Below are 24521 nucleotides of genomic sequence, written 5' to 3'. Positions count from 1 at the left end.
GCGTCGTCGCCCGTGCGCCGCGCGAGTCGTCGGCCGTGCGTCGGATCGGTAACCTCGCGGGCGTGACCGCCGCGCCGCTGGACCAGCTCGTCGCCCCCGACTGGGCCGTCGCCCTCGCCCCCGTCGAGCCCCAGCTCCGTGCGGCGGGACAGTTCCTGCGCGACGAGGTCGCCGCCGGGCGCAGCTACCTGCCGGCCGGCGACGCCGTGCTGCGGGCGTTCCGGCGGCCCCTCGCGGAGGTCCGCGTGCTCGTCGTCGGGCAGGACCCCTACCCGACGCCGGGCCACCCGATGGGCCTGTCCTTCTCGGTGCAGCCGGACGTCCGGCCCCTGCCGCGGTCGCTGACAAACATCTTCACCGAGCTGGTCGCGGACGTCGGCGTGGCACCCCCGACCAGCGGAGACCTGTCCCCGTGGGCCGACCAGGGCGTGATGCTCCTCAACAGGGTGCTCACGGTCCGTCCGGGGGCGCCCGCGTCGCACAGGCGGCACGGGTGGGAGGCGGTGACCGACCGTGCCATCGCCGTCCTCGTCGAGCGCGGCGGCCCCCTCGTCGCCGTGCTCTGGGGCCGCGACGCCCAGTCGCTCAAGCCCGCGCTCGGGTCCGTGCCGACGGTCGAGAGCGTGCACCCCAGCCCGCTGTCCGCGAGCCGCGGGTTCTTCGGGTCCCGCCCGTTCTCCCGCGTGAACCAGCTGCTCGTGTCGCAGGGTGCGCAGCCCGTCGACTGGTCGCTGACCTGACGGCCCTCACAGGTCGTCGACGATCCCCCAGGACGCGGCGGTCAACGAGTACGCGGTCCAGACGTCCGGGTCCAGCTGGTCCACCATGCCCGCTACCAGGACCACGTGGGACCTGTGCTGCACCTGGTCGGCGTCGCGGTACACGATCACCGCCTCCGCGCCGGCACACTCCGGAGGCACCCGGTCGAAGCGCGCCCCGGCGAGCGAGTACGAGCCCGTCCTCGGGCTGATCTCGACCTCGTATCCCCAGGTCACAGCTGAGGTGTCGCACCCCGAGGCCCCGGGCCCGGCCACTGCCTGGTCGGCGAAGCGTGCGGAGGCCACCATGCTCGCGACGGCCAGCGCGACCAGCGATCCCGCCCAGAACAGCCGCTCGGACGACGGGCCGACGCGTCTTCGGGTCGACGTCATGACGCTCCCCTCCGTGGGCGCGGTCCTGCGCGTGGAGGCGTCGCCAGCATCCTGCTCGTCGCCGGCGTCACGGCGGTGCCGTCGTGACGCGCCAGTCCCCGAGGCCGGGACCTGGTCCTCACCCGGCCCATCGACCGGCACGACGCGGGGTTGAGGAGTTCGCGTGCGCGGGCACAATGTCCCGGTGAGCATCCAGACCCCGCCCTGGTCCCGGTACGTGGCGATCGGTGACTCGTTCACCGAGGGGCTGTGGGACTCCCCCGACGGCCCCGAGGCTCCGCAGCGCGGGTGGGCGGACCTGCTCGCCTCGCACTTGTCGGACCGTCGCACCGCTGCGGGCGAGTCACCCCTCCAGTACGCGAACCTCGCCATCCGCGGGCGGCTGCTGCGGCCGATCCTCGTCGAGCAGGTGCCCGCTGCTCTCGAGCTGAAGCCCGACCTGGTGAGCCTCGTCGGTGGCGGCAACGACATCCTGCGGCCCTCGGCCGACATCGACCGGCTGGCCCGGAACCTCGAGGCGGGCGTCGTCCGGCTGCGCGAGGAGGGGGTCGACGTGCTGCTCGGCACCGGGGTCGACGCCGCCGACAGCCCGCTGGTGAAGGCGACGCGCAGCCGGGTCGGCATCTACAACGCGCTCATCTGGTCGATGGCCCGACGCCACGGTGCCTACGTGGTGGACCTGTGGGGCATGCGCTCGCTGCGCGACTGGCGGATGTGGGCCGACGACCGGATCCACCTGACCACCGACGGACACGCCCGCGTGGCGCAGGGGGCGCTGGTGGGGCTGGGTCTGGAGCCCGACGACCCCGCCTGGGACGACCCGCTCACCCCTCTGCCGCCGACCCCGCGGATGCAGAAGGCGCGCGAGGACGCCGCCTGGGTGCGCGAGCACGTCTACCCCTGGGCGACGCGTCGGTTGCGCGGCAAGTCCTCGGGCGACGAGCGTGTGCCGAAGCGGCCGGAGCTGTCACCCCTGAACTGACCGCTCAGGGGATCTGGCAGACGATCCCCGACTGCCCCGCACGGTTCTCGACGAACGCGGCGTACAGGCCCGGCGATGCGCCGATGTTGGCCGCCAGCCGGCCGCTGAGCTGCGGCAGCGCCGAGCAGCTCGACGTCACCTGGGCACCGTTGTTGGCCGTCGTGATCCCGGCGGTGGACCAGGTCCACCAGGCCGGCGCCCCCGGGATCGTCACCGTGAACGAGATGTACTGGGAGTTGGAGATGCCCGGGGCCTTGAAGTCGATGCTGAAGTTGCCCTGGCCCGAGCCGTCGCTGCCCCAGTAGTTCGACGAGGCCGCACCGTCGATGGCGCACGGCTTCGTGGCGTCCAGCGTGCCGTTGGCGTTCCGGACCTGGCACACGTTCACCGGGCCCGCCGGCGGCGTGTAGGTCCACGTCGCCGGGACCTGCCAGCCGCCGATCGTCACGTGCACCTTGAGCCCGGCAGCAGGCGTGAAGGTGCCGGTCGCAGCAGTCAGCGTCGCCGTCGCGGTGGTCACGGTGCCTGTGGCCTCCAGCCGGCGCGCGGCGGGCCACGTGGTGACGGTGGGGTCGTACACGGTGACGACGAGTGCCCTGCCGGAGCAGCCGGCGGTGTCGACGTTGCTCAGCACGACGCTCGACGTGGTGCCCGAGGTGGCGCCGTTGGTGACCGCCACCGTCTGCGAGGTGCAGCGGCTCTGGCTGGTCATGAAGGGCTTGAGGCGCGTGGTGAGGGTCAGTGCCGAGGCCTGCGCGAGGGAGGCGCCGACGAGGGCGAGCAGCAGCGCCCCGACGACGGCGACGAGCGCGTGGCGGCGGCGGATCCGCGGCAGCCGGCGGCTCACGGTCGCCCCCCCACGACGGCCACGGGGACGTTCTCCTGCGCGGTGCCGACGGCGTCGTCGGTGTCGACGGCCTCGTCGGTGTCGACGGGCTCATCGGTTCCGGTCTCGTCGTCCTCGTTGCGGGGCCACACGAGGATGGCCAGGGCGATGACGATCAGGGAGAGCCAGACGTACGGGGTCGCGAAGACCCTGGCGAACATGCCCAGCTTCGGGACGTGCAGCTCGGCGATGCCCAGGACGTCGGCGTCGGTGGGCGTGAAGGGGTCGATCCAGCTGTTGTTGTCGCCCTGCGCCTGCCAGCCGGCCTCGCCGTCGCCCGCCACGAGCCGGTGGATGACGCGACCGCCGCCCAGCTCCGGCGGCTGGTACACCACGATGTCGCCGACCGCGGGTGCGCCGCAGCGCGCGACGACGAGGTCACCCGTGTAGTACGTCGGCTCCATCGAGTGCCCCGAGACGATGGTCAGGGTGGTGCACCCGCCGAGGCTCGTCGGCCAGAGCAGCCACGCGACGGCGGCGATGCCCACCCAGAACGCGACCGAGACGGCAGCGCGCCACACCCGACGCGCGAGGGCGTCGGGTGTGGCGGGCGTGTCCGTCTCGGTCACGACGAGCTGCTCGGCGGCACGATCAGCTGAAGATCGTGACGGCGACCTTGCTGATGTTGGCGGGCGTGGCCGTGGTGAGCGCGATCGTCGCGACACCGGTGGTGACGTTCGCGGCGGTCGTCTCCTGGACGACGGTGCCGGTCGAGTCGAGCAGCGCGACCTTGTACTTCGCCAGGGCCGTGGTGCAGGCCGCGTCGAAGCTGGTCAGCGTGATCGAGGCCGACTTGTACTCGCTGGCCGAGATCACCGGCGTGGTGAACGCGACGGCGATGGCCGTCGTCTGGCAGCCCGCCACGTCCTTGACGCCGGCCTGCAGCTGGGGGGTGCCGTTCAGCGTCAGCTGCGAGGCGGAGGCGAGCGACAGACCGGCGACGCCCAGGACGGCGAGCGCGACGGCGATGCCCTTGCGGGACTTCGAGGACTTGGTGGCCATGGTGATCTCCTGATCAGGGTGGGTGCCGGGCTTCGGCAGCTCACCGAGACCCGCTCACGAGGACCCGCCCCTCAGGCGGTCGACGCGAACGTAGGTGTCATCGACATGGTCACCCGTCCATGTCTGGGTGGCAGCACCTGGGGGGCCCGGGATGCCCGTTTCTTTCACCCTGGGCGTTTGCGACGGACCTCCCAAGCTGGACACGCGACCTACTGCGCGCCGGCCCCCAGGGGCAGCCAGGCCTGGAGGCGTGCGCCCTTCTCCTGGCCGGGCAGGAGAGCCAGGCGACCGCCGACGAGGCTCAGTCGCGTCCCGAGACGCGCGGTGCCCGAGGGCGTCCCGGCGACGGCCGGGTCGTACAGCTCCCCGTCGTTCTCGACGCTTACGTGCAGCACACCGTCGGTGACGTCCAGCTCGACGACGAGGGAGGACGCCGGCCCGTGCTTGAGCGCGTTCGTCAGCCCCTCCTCGACCACCCGGACCGCGAGCAGCCGCTCGCTGACCGTCAGGGCGGACGCGGTGGGGTCGTCGAGCGTCCGGACCGCGTCGCTCACCGTCAGGCGGGTCGCGATGCTGGCCGGGATGCGGCCGAGCAGCGCGCGCAGGGCCGGCACGAGCCCGAGCTCGAGCCGGTCGGGGTAGAGCAGCCGGCTCATCTCGCGCACGTCGGTCTCGCGTGCCTCGTCGAGCTCGGTGCGCACCCACGCCAGCGAGTCGAGGTCGTCGTCGTCCAGACCGTGGTTCGTCCCCCGCGAGATGACGTCCGCGAGGCGGGCGTCGACGAGCACGAGCTTGGACTGGAGCGTGCCGTGCAGGCCCTCGGCGACCGCCCGCCGGACGCGGATCTCCTCCTGCTCGAGCGCCTTGATCGCCACCTCGACGTGCACCGCGTTCCGGGTGGCGGCCCGGGTGCGGATCCGGGCGGACCGGCGCGTGGCCATGGCCCACATCCCGATCCCCCCGGAGATCGCCCCGAGGATGAAGCCGCTGAGGACCTCCGCGTCGCGCGCAGGGTCGGCGACGTCGGTGTGGACCCCGAGCGCCACCTGGACGACGAACCGGACGGCGGCTGCCAGGGCCGCCGCGACCGCGACGAACGCGACCATCCACCACACGCGGGTGGCGCGGTGCGCCTTGAGGGCGGCGAGCACCACCACCAGGACGACCACCGCGGTGGCGTTCGCGGTCAGACGCGCCCACACCGAGACGTACGCCCACGCAGGGACGTACTCCGCGTAGACGTACGCGGACTGCAGGGCTGCCCCGACGCCGTATCCCAGCGCGATGATCGCGGTGCCGCGCAGCAGCGTGATCTGGTCCCGGCGGTCGTCTCCCCGTCGGGTCGCGATGACCGCCGCTGAGTCGCTCGACGACGTCGTCATGGGGCGGTTGCTCCGTTCGCCGTCGTCGGCACGCCCGCGTGAGCGTGTGATCTTCATCGTCGCCCGGCGCGTGGTCGCGCGTCGAACCCAGCCGCAGACGATACTGGCGCGGATGAGTGATCCCAGCACCAACCCCTTGCGCATCGCGGTCGTCGAGGACCAGCCTCTCTTCCGGTCGATGCTCGAGCACACCCTGTCCGGCACGCCCGGCCTGCACGTGGTCGCCGCCCTGGGCACCGCGACCGAAGCCGCGCGCATCCTGCGGCCGGGCCTCGTCGACTGCGTGATCCTCGACATCGACCTGCCCGACGGCAACGGCATCTCGCTGGGCGTCACGCTGCGACGCCGGATGCCGACGCTGGGCATCCTGCTCCTGTCCGCGCACGACGCGATGGACCTTCTCCTGGACCTGCCCGCCGACGTCGCGGCCGGCTGGGGCTACCTGTCGAAGACCTCGTCGACGAGCGAGGCGGTGCTGGTCAACGCGGTGCGGGCGGCAGCTCAGGGCGAGACGGTGCTCGATCCCTCCCTGATCGCGCGCATGACTCCGCGGGCCGGCTCCGCCGTCGCGCGGCTCACCGACCGGCAGTACGAGGTGCTCCGCCTGCTGGCGTCGGGCCTGTCCAACGCCGGCATCGGTGACCGCCTGGGCATCACCGAGAAGTCTGTACAGAACCACGTCAACGGGATGTACGCGACGCTCGGCATCGACGCCGACCCGCAGCGCAACCCGCGCGTGAGCGCCGCGCTGCGGCTGCTCGAGGAGACCGGCCCGGCCGTCTGAGATGGCCCCGACCACCGTGATCCGGGGCGAGGACTGGTACGCCCGCGACCTGTCCGGCCAGGAGTTCCGCGACGTCGAGTTCCTGGACCTGGACCTCACCGAGGCGTTCGGCGTCGGCGCCGTGTTCGAGGACTGCGTGTTCCGGAACGCCAAGCTCAACGCCTCCGTGCACACCGACGCGGCGTTCGTGAACTGCACCTTCCACCGCTCGAACTTCTTCGACGTGCGGTTCGAGCGGTGCAAGCTGATCGGGTCGAAGTTCGACGGCTGCACGTGGGACATCGCCAAGGTCGAGGGCGGCAACTGGTCGTTCGTCGGCCTGCCCGGTGCGGACCTGCGCTCGGCGACGTTCACCGGGGTGCGCCTGCGCGAGGCCGACCTCACCGGGGTCCGCGCGGTGGGCGGCACCCTGCGCGACTGCGACCTCGCCGGCGCCTCGCTGCACCGGGCCGACCTGACCGGGTGCGACCTGCGTGGAAGCGACCTGACGGGGATCGACCCCGCCACCGTCACGCTGGACCGCGCGATCATCACGCTGCCGCAGGCCGTCACGATCGTCGAGGCGATGGGCCTGGACCTGCGGGTGGAGTGACCCGGGACGTCGTTCCCAGACGTTCACCTCGTCGTCACCCGGTGTCCGTTCTGCCTGATCCGCCCGCCCGGCACGGTGGGAGCACCACTGCGCACGGCGACGGAGGGCTCCCTCGATGACCACGACCGACGACCAGGAGACCGGCCGCGGGATCCCCCGACGGCTCCTGCTGCCCATGGCCGGGCGCACCGCAGGCAAGCGGTCCCCCGTGACCTGCCACCTCAAGTGCGCCGACGCCTGCTTCCACCCGGTGCCGAACACGAGCGAGAACGCGTACTTCCGGGACATCGCGAGCGCGAGCCTGACGCGGCGGTCCGTGCTGTGGGGTGCGGTCGCCGCCGGAGGTGCGATCGTCGTCGGCTCCGCGCTCGGGGATGCCCAGCCCGCCGCCGCGTGGGGGCGGCCGAACCCGCGGCTGCCGTTCGCGCCGATCGCCCCCGTGCCCGCGGCCGTCGACTCGTTCGTCGTGCCGGAGGGGTATCGGTGGTCGCCGATCATCCGCTGGGGCGACCCGCTCTTCTCCCCGCGTGACGCGTTCGACCCGAACCACCAGACCGCGCAGCGCCAGGAGCGGCAGTTCGGCTACAACAACGACTACCTGGACATCATCGAGGGGCCGCAGGGCTACAGCGCGATCCTCGTGGCCAACCAGGAATACACGAACGAGAGCATCATGTTCCCCCCGGCGACGACGCCGGAGGAGCTCGACGAGCAGCGCCGCACCGCGATCGCCGCCCACGGCATGGCGATCGTCCAGCTGTACCGGACCCGCAGGCGCAAGCCGTGGACGTACGCCGTCGGTGCGCCGCTCAACCGCCGGATCACCGGGAACACCCCGTTCACGTTCAGCGGTCCGGCCGCCGGATCGGCGCTGCTGCGCACGGTCGAGGACCCGACCGGGACGACCGCGCGCGGGACCCTCGGCAACTGCGCCGGCGGGACCACGCCGTGGGGCACCGTGCTGTCCGGCGAGGAGAACTTCAACGGCTACTTCCGCACGGCCGGCACCAGCGCGGCGGACCTGCGCTACGGCCTCGCCGACAAGCCGACGACGCGCGGCTGGGAGTCGGTCGACCCGCGGTTCGACGCACGGAACCCGGGCTACGAGAACGAGCCCAACCGGTTCGGGTACATCGTCGAGGTCGACCCGCAGGACCCCTACAGCCCGCCCGTCAAGCACACCGCGCTCGGCCGGTTCAAGCACGAGGGCGCCAACGTCGTCATCGGCCGCACCGGCCGCGCGGTCGCGTACATGGGCGACGACGAGCGGTTCGACTACCTCTACAAGTTCGTCTCGACGGACCGCTACAAGCCCGGGTCGAGCCAGCGCAGCCGGCGGCACAACAAGACGCTGCTGACCGCCGGCAGCCTCTACGTCGCCCGGTTCTCCGGCGACTCCCCGGCCGCGGAGATCACCGGCACCGGCGCGCTCCCGTCGGACGGTGCGTTCGACGGGACCGGCGAGTGGATCCCGCTGGTGATCGACGGGGTCAGCCACGTCCCCGGGTTCAGCACCGAGCAGGTCCTGGTCAACACCCGGCTGGCCGCGGACGCCGCCGGCGCCACGAAGATGGACCGCTGCGAGGACGTCGAGCCCCACCCGACGTCCGGCCGGGTCTACGTGGTGTGCACCAACAACACCGACCGCGGGAAGCCCGGCAAGGAGGGTGCGGTCGAGCCGAACCCTCGGACCACCAACCGCGACGGCCACGTCATCGAGATCACCGAGGCGGGCAACGACGCGGCCGCCACCAGCTTCGGCTGGAGCATCCTCCTGCACTGCGGCGACCCCGCGACGAACACGTCGACCTATTTCGCCGGGTTCCCGGCCGACCGGGTCTCGCCCATCTCGTGCCCGGACAACGTCACCTTCGACTCGGCCGGAAACATGTGGCTCGCCACCGACGGCGCACCCGGCGTCATCGGGTACTGCGACGGCCTGTTCAAGGTGCCGCTCGAGGGACCGGAGCGCGGCCGCGTCCAGCAGTTCCTCTCGGTCCCGGCCGAGGCCGAGACCTGCGGACCGGTGGTGCGCGACGCCGACGACATGGTCTACGTGGCCGTCCAGCACCCTGGCGAGAACGGGTCGTGGGCCCAGCAGCACTCCCTGTTCCCCGACTACGCGGCGCCGGGCTCGCTGGCCGGTGGCCGGTGGGGCGGGCCGCGGCCCAGCGTCGTGCAGGTCTGGAAGGCCTGAGGTCAGGCGCCGGCTGACGCGAGCTCGTCCGCGGTGGGGGGAACCGCACCGAGGCGGGCGACCGTCAGCGCGGCGGCCTGCACCGAGCGCGCCAGCACCTGCTCGACGACCGGTGCGCCGGAGCGGAGCCAGCGCATGCTCGAGTCGGCGTCGAGGGTCAGCGCGCTGTCGATGAGCGTCGACATGAAGGCGTCGCCCCCGCCCACACCGGCCTCGGCGTAGAGCACGGAGATGCCCGGCACGTCGACGACCCCGCGCGCCGTCACGGCCGTGGCGCCGCGCGGACCCCGGGTCAGCACGGCCAGGTCGGGACCGCGGGCGATCCAGTCGCGCAGGACGTCGACCGGGTCGTCGTCGGGGTAGAGGAACATGAGATCGCTCTCACTCGCCTTCACGATGCCGGCCAGCTCGACGAACTCGAGCGTGCGCCGCCGGGCGTCCTCGCGGGCGCCCACCAAGGTCGGCTCGATCTTCGGGTCGAACGTGATCAGCGACCGCCCGTGCGCGCGGGTCACCAGGTCGAGCACCGTGCCGGCGCCCGGCTCGATGTAGGCCGCGACCGACCCGGCGTGCACGCAGCGAGCCGTCGAGTCCCCGGGGTCCGCCGCGGGCGCCCACTGGATCCGGAAGTCGTGCCGCGCCGAGCCGTCGACGCGGAGCACCGCGCGGGCCACGGACGAGCTCGCCTGGGTCACGGACGAGTCGGAGAGCCCGACGCCCGACGCCGTCAGGTACGCGGTGATGTCGTCGCCGCGCTCGTCGCGCCCGATCGCGGTGTGCAGCAGGGTGTCCCGGCCCAGCCGGGCGAGCCCGACGGCGATGTTGCCGGCACTCCCGCCCACGCGCTCGCGGATGGTCATGCCGTCGTCGTGCACGTCGATCAGGGCCTCGCCGATCACCAGGACGTCGTGTCGTGGGTTCATCGCATCCTCAGTTCACCGCATCGGGGGTGGGGTCTCGCGGGGCACCCCGAGGCCCGGGAGCCAAGCTCGAACCGGGGCCTCGGGACGCTCGCTTTCGAGAGTGACACACGTGTCGTTTCCGCCAGATTTCCCGGAGACGAACGTTTGGTGCGCACGCCGAATTCACCCGTTCGGGCCGCACGACGAGGGCCGGCCCCGGAGAAGGTCTCCCCGGAGCCGGCCCTCGTGCGGCGGGCGTCAGCCCACGGCGGCCGCCGCGATGTCGGGGTTGTCGCTGAACAGCCCGTCCATCCCGGCCCTGACGAACACGCGGATCTCCCCGGCCAGGTCACCGACGGCGTTCGGGTCCGCGCTGCTGCGGAACTCGGCCGGCAGGAACTGGTTCTCCCGGCGGAACGTCCACCCGTGGACCTCCAGGCCCGCCTTGTGGGCGTCCCGGATGACCGACGTGGGCGTCCCGAGCGTCGCGTCGGCGTTGCGCGGGATCATCACGTCCTTGCACAGGCCCACCCCGTCGGCGTAGGCGGCGACCTGCCGCAGACCCGTGCGCGTCACGAGGTCCGCGTAGGTGCGCCGGTCACCGGCGGCGACCAGGTCGTACGGCGCACCCGAGCAGTCAACGAGCTGGGCCAGCCGGACCTTGGTCAGCCGGTCGAGCTCGCGCAGGTTGCCGGTCTCGAAGCTCTGGATGATCACCGGCGACCGCTTCTCGTTCAGCCCGTTCGCCGTGAGCTGGGCGAGCAGGGGCTCCTCGAGCGACAGCCCGATCGAGTCGAAGTACGTCGGGTGCTTGGTCTCCGGGTACACCCCGACCGGCTGCCCGTCGCAGCTGACCGAGTGCCGAGCGAGGTCGAGGACCTCGTCGAACGTCGGGACCTCGTAGAGGCCGTCGAACGCGGTGTTGGCGGGCCGCACGGCGGGGAGCCGCTCCTTGGCCCGCAGGGTCTTCAGCTCGGCGAGCGTGAAGTCCTCCGTGAACCAGCCGGTGACGCTGCGCCCGTCGATCGTCCTGGTGGCACGGCGGCCGGCGAACTCGGTGCGAGCAGCGACGTCGGTGGTCCCGCTGATCTCGTTCTCGTGCCGGGCGACGAGCACACCGTCCTTCGTCGAGACCAGGTCGGGCTCGATGTAGTCCGCGCACTGCTGGATCGCCAGCTCGTACGACGCGAGCGTGTGCTCCGGGCGGTAGCCGCTGGCACCGCGGTGGCCGACCACCGTGACCTCACCGGCCTTCGGCGCCCGCACCTGCCGCAGGTCGACGAGGGCCAGCTCCGTGTCGTCCGGGGTACCCGCGATCCGTGCCGCGTTGCCCGGGTAGTTGTTGTCGTTCGCGATGAGCAGCCGGCCGTCGCGCAGCTGCACGACCGTCTCGAACGACTGCACCGGCAACGAGAACGGGTCGTCCGTGCCGTACCCGTCGCCCGCGCCCAGGTGGTCCGGGTTGGCGATCTTCAGTGCGTCGAGCACCAGCGTCTTGCGCACGTAGCCGTCGGCGTCGGTCCGGTCCAGGTCGATCCGGTAGACCCGCTTCATCACCGCCGCGGCGCCCTGGAAGTCGTCGCGCTCGATGACGAGCAGCTCGCGCGTGCCGGTGAGGAACGCGTCCCCGATGACGTTCGCGTCCTGGTGCGTCTGGTACGCCCAGGTCCGGCCGGTGTAGGCCCCGGCGGACGTGTCGAACTCGTAGATCGTCCGGCGGCGCTGCTGCGCGTCGTCGACGAACGCGCCCTCGGTGATCGGGTATAGGAACCGGCCGTCACGCGACCCGGCCATCGCCTCGAACCCGCGGCTGGCCCGGACGTTCGGCGTCTCCCCCACCTGCAGGTACGGGTTCTGCGGTGACTTGCCGCCGACGAACGGCACGGGAGCGGCCAGGAGCTTGCCGGTCGCGTCGACGTGCAGCAGGAACGGACCGAACTCCTCGCCGATCCAGAAGCTGCCGTCCTTCGCCCGCACGACGGACTCGACGTCGAAGTCCGCCCCGGTCAGCAGGCGGTCGGGCGTGGCGTCGTTGACGATCGGGAAGTCGATCCGGTGGTCCGGGTCGCTCAGGGAGACGAACTCCCCGACGCCGATCTCCCCGGACCCGCCCCGGGCCGTCTGCCACTGCGGGGTCACGTGGTAGATCCGCAGGAGGAAGTCGGCGGAGTTGGCCTTGGTGCCGAACCCGTTGTCGGGCAGCGCCCAGAACGTGCCGTCACCGGCGTCGACCATCCCGGAGAACCCGGGGATCACCTGGCCGGCGAACGGGCCCTGGCGACCGTTGGCGGGCGTGGCGAGCGCCCCCGACGGCGGTCCGGGGGCGAGGAAGTCGGCGGACAGGGTCGCGCGCGCGACGAGGGTCGGCTGGACGACCGTGTGCCGGCCGCGATCGGTGCCAGCGTGATCACCGGCCGTGGCCGAGGTCGGGGCGAGGAGGGCGACGGTCAGGGCCGCCGCGAGGACAGAGAGTGCTGCGGTGCGTCTCATGAGTTCGATGCAACTCCTCGTCGGCGACCGGCGCGCGACATACCGGACAGTTCCGGATGACCAGGGTGTGAACCTCCTGTGACTGCGCTGGGCGGCCCGGCGGCCGTAACGTGCGACCCATGCGACTCGGAGTGCTGGACGTCGGATCGAACACCGTGCACCTGCTCGTGGTCGACGCCCACCGCGGCGGCCCACCGCTCGCGCAGTCGTCGCACCGCTCCGTGCTGCGTCTCATGCGCTACCTGGAGCCGTCGGGTGCCATCAGCCCCGACGGTGTCCGGGCGGTGGTCGACGCGGTCGCCGACGCGGTGGCTGCGGGCGCGACCGCCGGGATCGACGAGCTGCTCCCGTTCGCGACGTCGGCCCTGCGCGAGGCCGCCAACGGCGCCGAGGTGCTCGACCTGGTGGAGGCGACGACGGGTGTCCGGCTGCAGGTGCTCACGGGGGATGACGAGGCGCGCTCGACGTTCCTGGCGGTACGCCGCTGGTTCGGCTGGTCGGCGGGCGAGATTCTGCTGCTCGACATCGGCGGTGGTTCGCTGGAGCTGGCCGCCGGGGGAAGCGAGGACCCGGACGTAGCCCTCTCCCTGCCCCTCGGGGCGGGTCGCTCGACGGTGTCGTTCCTGCACGACGACCCCCCGACGGCCGAGCAGGTGGCCGCTCTGCGCGCGCACGTCCGGGCGCAGCTGAACCAGGCCCGCGCGCACTTCGCCGGCCGACCCGACCCGGCGCACGTGGTCGGGTCGTCCAAGACGATCCGCTCGCTCGCCCGGCTGGCGGGCTCGCTCGCGGACGGCGTGGGACCGCAGGACCGACGGCTGCTGCGCCGGTCCGGCCTCGACGACTGGGTCCCCCGGCTCGCCCGCATCCCCGCGGACTCCCGGCCGGCCCTGCCCGGCATCACGGCCGACCGGACGTTCCAGATCGTCGCGGGCGGGATCGTGCTCTCCGAGACCATGCGGGCGTTCGGGGTCGACGAGCTCGAGGTGTCGCCCTGGGCCCTGCGGGAGGGACTGATCCTCCAGTACCTCGAACGACTGTCCTGAGGCGGCCGGTCACGCCGACCGGAGGGACCCGCCCACGGCACGCGCCGGCCCGAGCAGACGCAGCACCGAGGTCCCGTACTCGTCGTGGTGCTCGACGCTCACGGACAGGACGCGGCCCTGCTGCCGGCGTCGCGCCCAGTCGACGACGTCGTCGACGTCCTCGGCGTCCATCAGCCGCCACTGCTCGCTGTCGTCCCTGCCCGTCCCGAACTCGACCACGTAGACCGGCTCGGCGATCGACATCGACCGGGAGGTGGACCGTCCTCGTTCCGCGCGCATGGGGACGATGCTGCTCGGTGCAGGTGAACAGCCGGAGACCGCGGGACGACCGCGGCGTGGCGATGGAGCCCCCTATCGGATTCGAACCGATGACCCCCTGTTTACAAGACAGGTGCTCTGGCCGACTGAGCTAAGGAGGCGGGCGGGCCCAGGATAACCGGGCGCTCCCCGTGAGGAGCGCCCGGTGATCCGAAAGGTCAGGACTTGGCGGCCTCGACCGCCTGCTTGAGCGCACCGGGCGTCTGCCACCCGCTGAAGTCCGTGCCGTTGATGAGCACGGCCGGCGTCGAGAGCTTCGGCAGGTCGATGCCGGCCTGGTTGGTCGCGGCCGCGACCCACGGGGCGAACGTCCGCCACGTGCCCTCGACGGCGTCCTCGTCCTGGGTGGCGAACGTGCCGTCCTCCGTGTCGGTGAACGTCGCGGTGACCTCCGCCGGGACACCGACCGACTCCGCGACCTCGGCGATCTCGGCGTCGGTGCGACCCGAGGTGCCCTCCGCCGGCTGGTCCTCGAAGAGCGCCGTGACGAACGCGGTGAGCTGCTCGGGGGCCTGGTCCGCCACGATCGCCGTCGCGTTGGCCGTGCGGGTCGAGTACGAGCTGCCCGCGGACAGCCGGTCGAGGATCGAGATCGGGTGGTACGTGACGGTCACGCCGCCCTCCTCGATCATCGCGTCCAGGTCAGCCGCGTTGGTGGCGTCGAACTGGCCGCAGTAGGGGCACATGTAGTCGAAGTAGATGGTCAGGTCGACGTCGCCGTCGCCGACCGAGCCGACGCCGTCGGCGCTGACCGGGATGCCGCCCTTGTCGTTGGCGGGAGCCGGGGAGGTCACGTCGGCCAGCAGGGGTGCGACGACGTTCTCGGCACCCTGGCCGTAGACGACGTCGGAGTTGGCGGCCTCGTTGGCCTTGTTCTGGTTGACGATCGTGAACGCGACGGCGACGAGCGCGACGACGGCGACCGCGAGACCGGTGATCGCGAGGATCCGGTTCCGCTTGGCCTTGCGCTCCTGCTCCTTGCGCATCTGGGCGGCCTTGGCGCGGGCTTCGTCGCGCCGCACCGCCTTGGTGGGACGGGGCTCGTTGGTGGGCATGGGTGCTCCTGGTGGGACGGGGGGTGACAGCGGGCGGGTGGGGTCAGGCCACCGCGGGAGGACCCCGCCTGGCGATGCTGCCGACGAGCACCCGGTCGGTCCACGCCGGGACCACGGGCTGGAGCACGGAGCGGACCCGCGCTGCCACGGGGAGGGGTCGAGCGCCGCGCAGCCCGCCCCGCAGGGCACGGCCGACGAGCCGGCGGACCTGCCGGGCCGCGCGGACCAGCAGGGCGGACAGCCCGACGCCGCACACCGTGAGCAGGAGGTACAGGGCCGCGACGGGCACGGCCACGCTGAGCAGCACGACGGCACCCTGCGACATCGCGCCCAGGCCGTAGGCGCCGTCCGGGCAGTCCGCGGCGTCGCGGAGCACCGACAGGCGCAGCCCGAGCGGGCCGAGGACTCCCCCGGCGCTCACGCAGTCGTGCAGCAGCACCCGGCCCTCGGCGGCGACCGCGGCGGCCAGCCCGGCGAACGCGAGCGCGCCCACGAGGGACAGGCGCGCGAGGGCCCGGTGCGGCCCTCGACGCGCGATCATGCGGCACAGCGTAGGGGGCTCGGCTGGGTATCCGGGCCTCGTCAGGACGGACGCGGCCGTCGGACCACCTCGATGTCGAACCCGAACGACCGCTTCCAGTCCTGCGCCAGCCGCCCACCGGCCCGCCGCACGATCCCCCGCAGCCACCACTCGTCGGGGTCGATCCGCGGGAACGCGTGCTCGACCAGGAGCGGGCGGAACCGGGCGTCGACCGCCTCGACCCGGCGCCGCAGGAGTGCCAGCTCCGGACGGTCGGCCAGCGACGGGTCGGTCAGCGCCGCCTGGAGCGTGGTGCGGGACATCGCCTCGTTGGCGTAGGCGAACTCGTCGCCCCGGTATCCGTGCTCGCACTCGGCGACGAAGCTCGACCAGCGTTCGAGGACCGCGGCCGGGGTGTCGTCGCGCCACACGCCACGAGCCCGGACGACCGCGGTGAAGGCGTCGTCGAACGCGGTCACTTGGCGATCTCGCGCAGGAAGTACTCGTAGCCCTCGTCGGGTCGGAAGTACGCCACGATCACGTCGCCCCGGTAGACGCCGAGCGATCCTGTCCGGTGGTCGAACCGGACCAGGTCGCCGTTGCTGCGGCGCCCTGTGACGACGTCGACCTCTGCCTCCAGCGACATGCCTGCGTTCCTCCCCGGTCCATCGAGCCTTCACCCAAGAGGGTGACGCGACGGCGCGCCAGAAGGGTCCCGCATGGCGAGACGGCTCAGGGCAGGACGGGGGTGGGCAGCGGGGCCCAGGTGATCGTGCTGCCGCTGAAGATCTGGGCGAGGAAGACCGCGGAGGCCGCCAGCAGGACCACGGTCGCGACGAGCGCGCCGGTGCGGCCCGGCGCCACGACGGCGAGCACCCGGCGGGCACCGATGCGGGTCATCAGCGACAGCGGACCCCACCAGACGACGGCCGCGCCGACCAGGACGATCGAGCCGACGAGGATCGCCGCCGTCAGGCCCTGGGGCTCCTGCCCGGACGGCGAGTCGCCGATCACCCAGCGGCCGTCGCCGATGAGCCACCAGGACAGGCCGAGCAGGATGACGACGACGCTGGCCCCGACCACGAGCGACGGGATCAGCCCGACGAGCGAGCGCAGCAGGTGCCACGGCACGGTGGCCGCGGCGACGGCCCGGTCGGAGCGGCGCACCCCGGCGCGCTCCCGGCGCCCGTACATGGCCTCGACGGTGGACCCGGCGGTCCGCACGACCACCACCAGCACCGCGAACACGATGAGCGTCACGCCCGGGTACAGGGCGCCGGCCGAGCCCAGCAGCAGCGCGGCCGCCAGGAGCGTGCCCCACCGACGACGGGCGGGCGGTCGTTCGTAGCCCGAGCCCTCGGGTTGAGGCTCCTCGGACGCGTCGAGGTCGTCGTTGATCCAGTCGACCCCGTCGGGATCGTCCGGGTCCGCCTCCCACTCCCCGTCGGCCCCGACGGGCGCGAGGTCGGTCGGGTCGAACGCGCGGGTGCGTCCGTCGTTCGCGATCGCGGGGGGGAGGGTGCTGGCGGCGACGGCCACGGTGGCGGGCTCGGCCGCGAGGACGGTGGTACCGACGAGGTCGTCGGCGACGAGCATCGCGGTGTCGGTGTCGTCGGCGATCGTCTCGCCCTCCGCGACGACCACCGTGAGCGCGGCGACCACGTCGTCCGGGGACGTGCGGTCGGCCACGGCCGGGGCGAGCGCGCGCCGGAGCGCGGAGGTGGTCAGCGGCCCCAGCCCGGCGAGGTCGACGTCCCCCGAGCGCGCCCGCGCCAGGACGGCCTCCAACGGGCGGGTGCCGAACGGGTCCCGACCGGTGGCCGCGAACGCCAGGATCGCCGCCCAGCCCCAGAAGTCGGAGGTCTCGTCCGGCTCGTCGCCGTCGAGCAGCTCGGGTGCGAGGTAGCCCGGCGTGCCCAGGACCATGCCCTCGGCGGTGAGCTTGGAGTCGTCGGCGGCCTGCGCGATGCCGAAGTCGATGAGCACCGGCCCGTCGTCCCCGACGATCACGTTCGAGGGCTTGAGGTCGCGGTGCAGCACGCCCGCGCCGTGCACCGCCACGAGGGCGTCGCGCAGCCCCTCGGCCAGGTCCAGCAGCTGCTCGGCGTCCAGCGGGCCGCGCTCGCGCACGTGCTCCTCGAGGTTGTCGCCGGCCACCAGCTCGGTGACCAGGAACGCCTCGGTCGAGTCGGCCTCCGCGTCGAGGATCGCGGCGACGCCCGGGTGCCGGAGCTTCTGCAGCGCGTGCACCTCGCGGCGCAGCCGGTCCCGCGCGACCGCGTCGGACCCGATGTGCGGGTGCAGCATCTTGAGCGCGACCGCGTCGCCGCCGCCGTCGACCGCGCGGTAGACCGTCCCCATGCCGCCCGAGCCCAGCGGGGCGACGACGGTGTATCCGCCGATCTCCGTCCCGGGCTCCAGCCCCATCCGCTCCATCCCCGCACCGTAGCCGGAGCCCTCGGCACCCCGCCCGGCAACGCGCGGTCCGACCAGCACAGATAGGGTCGGTCGCAGACCCGAGGAGTTGATCTGGTGCCTACCGACGCGCCCGCGCACGGCTACGACTTCGTCGTCGTCGCGAACCGGCTGCCCGTGGACGTGAGCCTCGACGACGACGGCGAACCCACCTGGACGCGCTCCCCCGGAGGCCTGGTMACCGCTCTCGCTCCCGTGATGGCGAGCACGTCCGGCGCCTGGGTGGGCTGGGGCGGGTCACCCGACCTGGAGCTCGAGCCGTTCGACGTCGACGGCACCGAGCTGATCCCGGTGGTGCTCACCGAGGACGACCTGGAGAAGTTCTACGAGGGCTTCTCCAACGACACCCTGTGGCCGCTGTACCACGACGTCATCGAGCCGCCGGCGTTCCACCGGCAGTGGTGGGACTCCTACCAGAAGGTCAACCAGCGCTTCGCGCAGGCCGCCGCCGCCCAGGCGGCCGAGGGCGCCACGGTCTGGGTGCACGACTACCAGCTGCAGCTGGTCCCCCAGCTGTTGCGGGCGCTGCGGCCGGACCTGCGCATCGGGTACTTCCACCACATCCCGTTCCCGCCCCTGGAGCTCTTCGCGCAGCTGCCGTGGCGCGTGCAGGTGATCGAGGGGCTGCTCGGGGCGGACCTCGTGGGCTTCCAGCGGGCCGGTGACGCCGCGAACTTCGTCCGCACCGTGCGTCGGCTCACGGACCTCACGACGCGTGGGCAGATGGTCACGCTGGCGGAGCCCGACGGGCACACGGGACCGGGTCGGCACGTGCGCGCAGCCGCGTTCCCCATCTCGATCGACTCGCACGCCTTCGACGAGCTGGCGCGCACCGACGCCGTCCGCGAGCGCGCGCTGCAGATCCGCCGCGAGCTGGGCGACCCCGAGTACCTGCTGCTGGGCGTCGACCGGCTCGACTACACCAAGGGCATCCGGCACCGGATCAAGGCCTACGGGGAGCTCCTCTCCGAGGAGCGCCTGTCCCCGCAGAGCACCACGCTCGTGCAGGTGGCCAGCCCGAGCCGCGAGAACGTCGGCGCGTACCAGACCCTGCGCGACGACGTGGAGCTGCTGGTCGGTCGCATCAACGGCGACTACGGCCAGGTGGGCCACGCCCCGGTGCAGTACCTGCACCAGTCCTTCCCCATGGAGGAGATGGCGGCGCTGTACCTGGCGGCCGACGTCATGCTGGTCACCGCGCTGCGCGACGGCATGAACCTGGTCGCCAAGGAGTACGTCGCCGCCCGGTCCGACGACCGCGGCGCGCTGGTGCTCTCCGAGTTCACGGGCGCCGCCGACGAGCTGACAGGAGCGGTGCTGGTGAACCCGCACGACATCGACGGGATGAAGGACGCGATCACGTACGCCGTCCACATGGACGGCCGCGAGTCCCGCAAGCGGATGCGTCGGCTGCGACGCCGCGTGCTCGGGCACGACGTGGTGGCCTGGTCCGAGGACTTCCTGGCCGCCCTGAACGCGGTGCCCGTGCGAGCCAGCCGTGGCTGAGGACCTCGCGGCCGCGCTCGGCGCCGTGGCGACGGACCCGACGCGACGCCCGCTGCTGGTCGCCCTCGACTTCGACGGCACGCTGGCCCCGCTGCAGGACGACCCGTCCGCGTCCCGGATCCTACCCGACGGCGTCGACGCGCTCGAACGGCTGGCCGGGACGCCCGGCGTGGCGCTCGCGCTGGTGTCCGGCCGCGCCATGCACGACCTGCACACGCTGGCCCAGGTGCCGCCCGGGACGTTCCTCATCGGCAGCCACGGCGCGGAGCGGGCGCGCGTGACGACGTTCGGCCTCGACCGCGACGTCGTCCGGCTGACCGACGAGCAGGCGGACCGGCTGGCGTCGCTGGGTGCGGAGGCGGCACGGATCACTCGCGGGCGGGACGGCGTCTGGGTCGAGACGAAGCCGACCGCGGTCGTCGTGCACACCCGGCTCGCGGAGGACTCGGTGGCCCGCCCGGCCGAGGAGGAGGCGATCGCGCTCGGGGAGCGGCTCGGCTCCGGGGTCCTGCACGGCAAGGACGTCGTCGAGATCTCCGTGCTGCGGGCGAGCAAGGGCGAGGCCCTCACCGCGCTGCGCGACGAGCTCGGCGCACCGGTGGTCCTGTACGCCGGCGACGACGTCACCGACGAGCACGCCTTCGAGGCGCTCCGCGACGACGACCTGACCGTGAAGGTGGGTCTCGGACAGACGGCGGCGCGCTTCCGCGTCGACGGCCCGGACGAGCTGGTGGCCGCGCTCGCGGTGCTTGCCGACGGGCTCTGAGCCGCCGCCGACGGCCTGTGGTCGGTCGTACGACCGAGGCGTAGCGTGCGGAACATGCCCGGCCGGATGCACCAGGTCGAGCTCGTCGAGACCGTGGACGAGCCCGTGCGGTCGTCCACGGCCGGGGTGCCGGGGCGGCGCGTGGCCGTCGCGCTCGACGACGCTGCCCCCGTGGAGCGGCCCGACGACGTGCTCGCCGCCCGGACCTGGCTGCGCCGCCACGCCCGGTCGCTCGTGCCGACCGCCGCGGTCCTCGCCGCGACGCTCCTGGTCACCCAGCTCGTCATCGACCGTCGCGAGTCCGCACGCCTCGCCGCGCTCGCGGCCATCCCCGGCGTCGTGCCGCCGGCCGACGCGTCGATCGGCGTGATCTGGCGTGCCGACCCCCAGCTGGCAGCCGCTCTGCAGTCGGGTGCGATGGTCGACGGCGTGCTCGTCGGCGGGATCCAGGCCGCCGACGGCGCCCCCTCGATCGTCGGGCTCGACCCGGACACCGGGGTCGTCGCCTGGGCAACCCCGGTGGACCTGCCCACGCCCCAGCCGACGCCCACGAGCTCTTCGCCCGAGCTCTGGATCTCCTGCAGCGCGATCCGCCACGGGGGCGCGCACCTGGCCGCGTGCGTCTCGCAGCAGTACGGCGAGGACGTCCAGGGGATCCCCCCGTCCTCGGTCTGGATCCTCGACCCGGACGACGGCAGGCTGCTGGCCGAGCGCGTGGTGGACGGCGGCTCGGGGCTCGCGTTCACGGACGACGCGATGCTGCTCGCCGAGCGGGTGACCGACGACGCCGACGCGGTGCGCTGGTCGGTCACGGCCACCGACCTCGTCAGCGGCGACACCCGCTGGACCTGGGCCTCCCCACCGACCGAGCTCGTCAGCCGGGACGACGGCCCGGAAGGCCTGTCCGGGACGATCGCAGCCTCCCTGCAGACCTACGACGACCGGATCGTGGTGGGCGTCGACAACCACGCCTGGGTCCTGACCACCGACGGGGAGCTGGTGCAGGACGTGCCGCTCGAGCCGGCGTCGTGGCTGCAGCCCGCTCGGGCGGGCGTGTTCATCAAGAGCACCTGGACGTCGTCGGACCTGTACCAGGGCACCCTGCTGCTGGAGGACGGGACCGAGATCCCCGTCGACGAGGCCGCCGGCTGGCTCGCGGTCGACGACGGCTCCGCGCCGGGCGTGGTGCTCACGGTCGGCGAGGGCGGGCGCGGCACCGACGGGCTCAGCGGCCGCTCCGCTCGCACGGGCGAGCGCCTCTGGCACCTGACCGGGACCATCGTCGCCGCCCTGATGCTGGACGGGACGCTCTACGTGGCCACCAGCGACTCCCTGCGCGCGCTCGACGCCACGACCGGCGCGGTGCTGTGGCGGACCCCGCTCGAGCGCCTGGCGCACCAGCTGTCGACCGACGGCACGTACCTGCTGGTCCCCGGGCTCGGCGTCACGCTGGAGGCCTACTCGCTGCGCGACGGGGAGCTGGCGTGGAGCACCGACCTGTCCGAGGAGGTGGCCGGGGACCGGTCGACCGTCTTCGTGCAGGGCTTCCGGTCGGGCTGGCACGACCCGCGCCTGTACGTGTGGATGGACAGCGGCTCGGTCGCCGTCCTCGGGTGAGCGATGAGCGCGCCGGTCGGGCATCTCGCGCGAGTCGAGCTCGAGGAGCGCGACGAGCACCGTGACCGTGACGACGAGACCCGCACGCCGCGGGTCCGCTCCCGGGCGCGGCGGCACGCGGGCCGGGTGACCGCCTCGGTCGTCGCCCTCGTGCTGGTCCTGCTCGGTGTGCAGTCGTGGCTCGACGCCCGCGAGCGCGCACGGCTGCGGTACCTCGCCGACGTGCCCGGCGTCCTGCGCCCCCTCGCGGACCTACCGGGCGTGCTGTGGCCGTGGACACCCGCCGTCGGCTCCCTCGTCGCCGGCGACAGCGCGGGCGGCTGGGTGGTCGGCGCCGACTACCGTGCGGGCGGGGTGGACCTGCGCGGCATCGACCCCGCCACCGGCGACCGGCGGTGGTCCGTGCCGTTCCCGCTCGACGCCGCACTGCCGCCGGGAGGTCGCTCCGAGTTCCCGTCGGTGTGGGTGCGGTGCACCACGGTGCGGTCGGGCGACGGGCCGCTGGCGGTCTGCGCGGCCGAGGTCTCCCCCGTCGCGTCCGGCGGCGCCGTGACCCCGCTGATGGTGCTGGACCCCGTCGCCGGCACGGTGCTCGCCACCCCGACGGTCCCGCCCGGCTCGTTGTGGTCGACGACGGCCTCGCAGCTGGTGCGCGCGACGCCCGCGCAGGACGGTCGTGGTGGGGTGCGCTGGACGCTCACCGCGACGGACCCCACCACGGGGTCGGTGCTGTGGCGGCGCAGCACGCCCGTGGTGCCGCAGGTCCACGAGGTCCGGATCGGCGACGACGTGTTCCCCTCCGAGCCGGCCCTCGCCGCGGACGACGACCGGGTGCTCCTGACCGACAGCGGGCACGCCTGGCTGTTCGGCGCCGACGGGTCGCCTCGGGGCGACGTCACGGTCGCGACGGACGGTTGGGCGGAGCTGGGACGCTCCGGCACGCTCGTGTGGATGCCCTGGCAGAACTTCGCGGTGCCCGCGGGCGTTCTGGTCACCGCTGCGGGGGCACGCGTCGCGGTGGGCGAGCTGCCCGCCCGGCTGTCCGTGGACGACGGCACCGCGCCCGGGGTCGTCCTGCTCACCGGGGGCGACGGCGGCTGGGACGGCGTCGCCCTCGTGGCCCGCGACGCCCGCACGGGCGACGAGCTCTGGCGCGCCGAGGGCGTCCGGGGCGACCCGCTGCTCGTCGACGGCGTCGTGCACACCGCGGAGGGTGCCGACGTCGTCGCGCGCGACGCCCGCACCGGCGAGGTCCGGTGGTCCGTACCGGTGGGCGCCGTGCCGGCCTACCTGGGCACGGACGGGTCCCTGGTGGTCGTCGTCACCCCCGACCGCACGCTGCTCGGGCTCGCGCTCACCGACGGTCGCCGCGCTCGGAGCGTCGACCTGACCCGGCTGACCGCCGGCGATCCGGAGGGTATCGACGAGGTCACCGACTACGCCGGCCGGCTGCTGGTCCGGTTCCGCGACGGGTCGGGGATCGTGCTGGGCTGAACGTGGTGCGTGTCACTTCCGGGTGTGGACCGTCCACACCGGTATGGCATGATGACCCCGGGTCACCGCAGGACAACCCTCCTTCCGGTGCCCGTGTCATCGAGGACACTCTTGACACTCTTCACTACGGATCGTCCGGCACGTACCTGCCGGTGAAGGGATTGATCAGCCATGGCAACGGTCACTTTCGACAAGGCCTCCCGGGTCTACCCGGGCACTGAGCGCCCCGCTGTCGACTCGCTCGACCTCCACATCGAGGACGGCGAGTTCCTCGTCCTCGTCGGCCCCTCCGGTTGTGGCAAGTCCACGTCGCTCCGCATGCTCGCGGGCCTCGAGGACGTCAACTCGGGCCGCATCCTCATCGGCGACCGCGACGTCACGGACGTCCAGCCGAAGGACCGCGACATCGCGATGGTCTTCCAGAACTACGCGCTGTACCCGCACATGACGGTCGCCGACAACATGGGCTTCGCGCTCAAGATCGCCGGCACCCCGAAGGCGGAGATCCGTCAGCGCGTCGAGGAGGCTGCCAAGATCCTCGACCTGTCCCAGTACCTCGACCGCAAGCCGAAGGCCCTCTCGGGTGGCCAGCGTCAGCGCGTCGCCATGGGCCGCGCCATCGTGCGTTCGCCCCAGGTGTTCCTCATGGACGAGCCGCTGTCGAACCTCGACGCCAAGCTCCGCGTCCAGACCCGTACGCAGATCGCGTCGCTGCAGCGTCGTCTCGGTGTCACCACCGTCTACGTCACGCACGACCAGACCGAGGCCCTGACCATGGGTGACCGCATCGCGGTCCTCAAGGACGGCCTCCTGCAGCAGGTCGGCACGCCGCGCGACATGTACGACACCCCGGCCAACGTGTTCGTCGCCGGCTTCATCGGCTCGCCGGCCATGAACATCGGCACGTTCCCCGTGCTCGACGGCGTCGCCAACCTGGGCCGCGCCCGCGTCGCCGTGCAGCGCTCGGTCATCGGCCAGTTCACCGAGGACGACAAGAACCACGTCACCGTCGGTTTCCGTCCCGAGTCGCTCGACGTCGTGCCCGAGGGCACGCCGGACGGCATCCCGGTCATCGTGAACATCGTCGAGGAGCTCGGCTCCGACGCGTTCGTCTACGGCTCGCTCACCAACGAGTTCGGCCGCGCGGACGCGGTGCACTCCGGTGCCGGCGACGCGCAGGTCATCGTCCGTGTCGACCCCCGCGAGGTCCCCGCCAAGGGCCAGACGATCTACATCCGCATCCGCGAGGGCGAGACCCACCTGTTCCACGCAGGTTCGGGCGAGCGGATCGCCGTCTGACCTGAGCAGTCCCCGTCAGGGCGGTCCCGGCTTCGGCCGGGGCCGCCCTGTCGTTTC

General features: G+C 72.9%; 24 protein-coding genes and 1 tRNA gene. 11 read left to right on the top strand and 14 right to left on the bottom strand.

Features of this window, described 5'->3' with window-relative positions:
- The first annotated feature begins 62 nt into the window (after positions 1-62).
- The gene (locus AC1DXT_RS03650) at positions 63-740 is read left to right on the top strand and encodes a uracil-DNA glycosylase (RefSeq protein WP_477059996.1); all 678 of its coding nucleotides are present in this window, start codon (positions 63-65) and stop codon (positions 738-740) included.
- A 6-nt stretch (positions 741-746) separates the two neighbouring features.
- Here AC1DXT_RS03650 and AC1DXT_RS03645 read toward each other — a convergent pair whose 3' ends face one another.
- Complete coding sequence (locus AC1DXT_RS03645; protein ID WP_477059995.1) at positions 747-1151, bottom strand: hypothetical protein; 405 nt, start codon at positions 1149-1151, stop codon at positions 747-749.
- Positions 1152-1335: 184 nt separating this feature from the next.
- Here AC1DXT_RS03645 and AC1DXT_RS03640 point away from each other — a divergent pair, with 184 nt between their 5' ends.
- Positions 1336-2133, top strand: a complete 798-nt coding sequence (locus AC1DXT_RS03640) for an SGNH/GDSL hydrolase family protein (RefSeq protein ID WP_477059994.1) — start codon at positions 1336-1338, stop codon at positions 2131-2133.
- Between the two features lie 4 nt (positions 2134-2137).
- Here the strand turns inward: AC1DXT_RS03640 and AC1DXT_RS03635 are convergent, their stop codons facing one another.
- From AC1DXT_RS03635 to AC1DXT_RS03620, 4 genes are all read right to left on the bottom strand, one after another.
- On the bottom strand, positions 2138-2980 hold the full coding sequence (locus AC1DXT_RS03635) for a hypothetical protein (RefSeq protein ID WP_477059993.1): 843 nt from the start codon (positions 2978-2980) through the stop codon (positions 2138-2140).
- Positions 2977-3588 (bottom strand): S24/S26 family peptidase, encoded by a 612-nt coding sequence (locus AC1DXT_RS03630; RefSeq protein WP_477059992.1) that lies wholly within the window; start codon positions 3586-3588, stop codon positions 2977-2979. The genes AC1DXT_RS03635 and AC1DXT_RS03630 overlap by 4 nt, the downstream gene beginning before the upstream one ends.
- A 22-nt stretch (positions 3589-3610) precedes the next feature.
- Positions 3611-4021: a hypothetical protein gene (locus tag AC1DXT_RS03625; protein ID WP_477059991.1), complete on the bottom strand. Its 411-nt coding sequence runs from the start codon at positions 4019-4021 to the stop codon at positions 3611-3613.
- A 209-nt stretch (positions 4022-4230) separates the two neighbouring features.
- Entirely contained in the window at positions 4231-5403 is a 1173-nt protein-coding gene (locus AC1DXT_RS03620) for a sensor histidine kinase (RefSeq protein WP_477059990.1), read from the bottom strand.
- 112 nt (positions 5404-5515) lie between these two features.
- Here AC1DXT_RS03620 and AC1DXT_RS03615 point away from each other — a divergent pair, with 112 nt between their 5' ends.
- The 3 genes from AC1DXT_RS03615 (at position 5516) to AC1DXT_RS03605 (ending at position 8976) form a co-directional block, all read left to right on the top strand.
- Positions 5516-6187, top strand: coding sequence for a response regulator transcription factor (locus AC1DXT_RS03615; RefSeq protein ID WP_477059989.1), 672 nt, complete (start codon positions 5516-5518; stop codon positions 6185-6187).
- Between the two features lies 1 nt (position 6188).
- A complete protein-coding gene (locus tag AC1DXT_RS03610; RefSeq protein WP_477059988.1) occupies positions 6189-6779 on the top strand; it encodes a pentapeptide repeat-containing protein in 591 nt (196 codons plus the stop codon).
- Between the two features lie 115 nt (positions 6780-6894).
- A complete protein-coding gene (locus tag AC1DXT_RS03605; protein ID WP_477059987.1) occupies positions 6895-8976 on the top strand; it encodes a PhoX family protein in 2082 nt (693 codons plus the stop codon).
- A 2-nt stretch (positions 8977-8978) separates the two neighbouring features.
- On the opposite strand, the gene AC1DXT_RS03600 is transcribed toward AC1DXT_RS03605, so the two are convergent.
- Together AC1DXT_RS03600 and AC1DXT_RS03595 are read right to left on the bottom strand one after the other, a co-directional pair.
- Entirely contained in the window at positions 8979-9899 is a 921-nt protein-coding gene (locus AC1DXT_RS03600; RefSeq protein ID WP_477059986.1) for a PfkB family carbohydrate kinase, read from the bottom strand.
- Between the two features lie 237 nt (positions 9900-10136).
- Complete coding sequence (locus AC1DXT_RS03595; protein ID WP_477059985.1) at positions 10137-12368, bottom strand: esterase-like activity of phytase family protein; 2232 nt, start codon at positions 12366-12368, stop codon at positions 10137-10139.
- A 119-nt stretch (positions 12369-12487) separates the two neighbouring features.
- Here AC1DXT_RS03595 and AC1DXT_RS03590 point away from each other — a divergent pair, with 119 nt between their 5' ends.
- Positions 12488-13414, top strand: a complete 927-nt coding sequence (locus tag AC1DXT_RS03590; RefSeq protein WP_477059984.1) for a Ppx/GppA family phosphatase — start codon at positions 12488-12490, stop codon at positions 13412-13414.
- 9 nt (positions 13415-13423) lie between these two features.
- Here AC1DXT_RS03590 and AC1DXT_RS03585 read toward each other — a convergent pair whose 3' ends face one another.
- The 7 genes from AC1DXT_RS03585 to AC1DXT_RS03555 all read right to left on the bottom strand — a co-directional run bounded on the left by AC1DXT_RS03585 (position 13424) and on the right by AC1DXT_RS03555 (position 17743).
- Positions 13424-13693, bottom strand: a complete 270-nt coding sequence (locus tag AC1DXT_RS03585; RefSeq protein WP_477059983.1) for a hypothetical protein — start codon at positions 13691-13693, stop codon at positions 13424-13426.
- Positions 13694-13756: 63 nt separating this feature from the next.
- A tRNA-Thr gene (locus AC1DXT_RS03580) sits at positions 13757-13833 on the bottom strand.
- 57 nt (positions 13834-13890) lie between these two features.
- Positions 13891-14787 (bottom strand): DsbA family protein, encoded by an 897-nt coding sequence (locus tag AC1DXT_RS03575; RefSeq protein ID WP_477059982.1) that lies wholly within the window; start codon positions 14785-14787, stop codon positions 13891-13893.
- A gap of 43 nt (positions 14788-14830) precedes the next feature.
- Positions 14831-15328 carry a hypothetical protein gene (locus tag AC1DXT_RS03570; RefSeq protein ID WP_477059981.1) on the bottom strand — a complete coding sequence of 166 codons (498 nt, stop codon included), beginning with the start codon at positions 15326-15328 and terminating at the stop codon, positions 14831-14833.
- 41 nt (positions 15329-15369) lie between these two features.
- Entirely contained in the window at positions 15370-15786 is a 417-nt protein-coding gene (locus AC1DXT_RS03565) for a hypothetical protein (RefSeq protein WP_477059980.1), read from the bottom strand.
- Positions 15783-15953: a hypothetical protein gene (locus tag AC1DXT_RS03560; protein ID WP_156387817.1), complete on the bottom strand. Its 171-nt coding sequence runs from the start codon at positions 15951-15953 to the stop codon at positions 15783-15785. Before AC1DXT_RS03560 ends, AC1DXT_RS03565 begins: the two co-directional genes overlap by 4 nt.
- An 86-nt stretch (positions 15954-16039) precedes the next feature.
- Positions 16040-17743 carry a serine/threonine-protein kinase gene (locus AC1DXT_RS03555; RefSeq protein ID WP_477059979.1) on the bottom strand — a complete coding sequence of 568 codons (1704 nt, stop codon included), beginning with the start codon at positions 17741-17743 and terminating at the stop codon, positions 16040-16042.
- 96 nt (positions 17744-17839) lie between these two features.
- On the opposite strand from AC1DXT_RS03555, the gene AC1DXT_RS03550 reads away from it, so the two are divergent.
- The 5 genes from AC1DXT_RS03550 (at position 17840) to AC1DXT_RS03530 (ending at position 24464) form a co-directional block, all read left to right on the top strand.
- A complete protein-coding gene (locus AC1DXT_RS03550; RefSeq protein WP_477059978.1) occupies positions 17840-19288 on the top strand; it encodes an alpha,alpha-trehalose-phosphate synthase (UDP-forming) in 1449 nt (482 codons plus the stop codon).
- Positions 19281-20054, top strand: a complete 774-nt coding sequence (otsB, locus tag AC1DXT_RS03545; protein ID WP_477059977.1) for a trehalose-phosphatase — start codon at positions 19281-19283, stop codon at positions 20052-20054. The genes AC1DXT_RS03550 and otsB overlap by 8 nt, the downstream gene beginning before the upstream one ends.
- Before the next feature lie 54 nt (positions 20055-20108).
- The gene (locus AC1DXT_RS03540; protein ID WP_477059976.1) at positions 20109-21671 is read left to right on the top strand and encodes an outer membrane protein assembly factor BamB family protein; all 1563 of its coding nucleotides are present in this window, start codon (positions 20109-20111) and stop codon (positions 21669-21671) included.
- A 3-nt stretch (positions 21672-21674) separates the two neighbouring features.
- Positions 21675-23165 carry an outer membrane protein assembly factor BamB family protein gene (locus AC1DXT_RS03535; RefSeq protein WP_477059975.1) on the top strand — a complete coding sequence of 497 codons (1491 nt, stop codon included), beginning with the start codon at positions 21675-21677 and terminating at the stop codon, positions 23163-23165.
- A 171-nt stretch (positions 23166-23336) separates the two neighbouring features.
- Positions 23337-24464: an ABC transporter ATP-binding protein gene (locus AC1DXT_RS03530; protein ID WP_421742140.1), complete on the top strand. Its 1128-nt coding sequence runs from the start codon at positions 23337-23339 to the stop codon at positions 24462-24464.
- Positions 24465-24521 lie beyond the last annotated feature (57 nt).

Source organism: Cellulomonas sp. P1_G12_2 (assembly GCF_056405535.1).
The sequence above is the reverse complement of the archived record's forward strand: the minus strand, read 5'-3'. Positions and strand labels throughout refer to the sequence as shown.

Coding starts and splice junctions, on each gene's coding strand:
- AC1DXT_RS03610 (WP_477059988.1), top strand. CDS start 6,189: ATGGCCCCGACCACCGTGATCCGGGGCGAGGACTGGTACGCCCGCGAC.
- AC1DXT_RS03585 (WP_477059983.1), bottom strand. CDS start 13,693: ATGCGCGCGGAACGAGGACGGTCCACCTCCCGGTCGATGTCGATCGCC.
- AC1DXT_RS03530 (WP_421742140.1), top strand. CDS start 23,337: ATGGCAACGGTCACTTTCGACAAGGCCTCCCGGGTCTACCCGGGCACT.
- AC1DXT_RS03645 (WP_477059995.1), bottom strand. CDS start 1,151: ATGACGTCGACCCGAAGACGCGTCGGCCCGTCGTCCGAGCGGCTGTTC.
- AC1DXT_RS03625 (WP_477059991.1), bottom strand. CDS start 4,021: ATGGCCACCAAGTCCTCGAAGTCCCGCAAGGGCATCGCCGTCGCGCTC.
- AC1DXT_RS03605 (WP_477059987.1), top strand. CDS start 6,895: ATGACCACGACCGACGACCAGGAGACCGGCCGCGGGATCCCCCGACGG.
- AC1DXT_RS03590 (WP_477059984.1), top strand. CDS start 12,488: ATGCGACTCGGAGTGCTGGACGTCGGATCGAACACCGTGCACCTGCTC.
- AC1DXT_RS03555 (WP_477059979.1), bottom strand. CDS start 17,743: ATGGAGCGGATGGGGCTGGAGCCCGGGACGGAGATCGGCGGATACACC.
- AC1DXT_RS03540 (WP_477059976.1), top strand. CDS start 20,109: ATGCCCGGCCGGATGCACCAGGTCGAGCTCGTCGAGACCGTGGACGAG.
- AC1DXT_RS03615 (WP_477059989.1), top strand. CDS start 5,516: ATGAGTGATCCCAGCACCAACCCCTTGCGCATCGCGGTCGTCGAGGAC.
- AC1DXT_RS03620 (WP_477059990.1), bottom strand. CDS start 5,403: ATGACGACGTCGTCGAGCGACTCAGCGGCGGTCATCGCGACCCGACGG.
- AC1DXT_RS03570 (WP_477059981.1), bottom strand. CDS start 15,328: ATGATCGCGCGTCGAGGGCCGCACCGGGCCCTCGCGCGCCTGTCCCTC.
- AC1DXT_RS03575 (WP_477059982.1), bottom strand. CDS start 14,787: ATGCCCACCAACGAGCCCCGTCCCACCAAGGCGGTGCGGCGCGACGAA.
- AC1DXT_RS03560 (WP_156387817.1), bottom strand. CDS start 15,953: ATGTCGCTGGAGGCAGAGGTCGACGTCGTCACAGGGCGCCGCAGCAAC.
- AC1DXT_RS03535 (WP_477059975.1), top strand. CDS start 21,675: ATGAGCGCGCCGGTCGGGCATCTCGCGCGAGTCGAGCTCGAGGAGCGC.
- AC1DXT_RS03600 (WP_477059986.1), bottom strand. CDS start 9,899: ATGAACCCACGACACGACGTCCTGGTGATCGGCGAGGCCCTGATCGAC.
- AC1DXT_RS03595 (WP_477059985.1), bottom strand. CDS start 12,368: ATGAGACGCACCGCAGCACTCTCTGTCCTCGCGGCGGCCCTGACCGTC.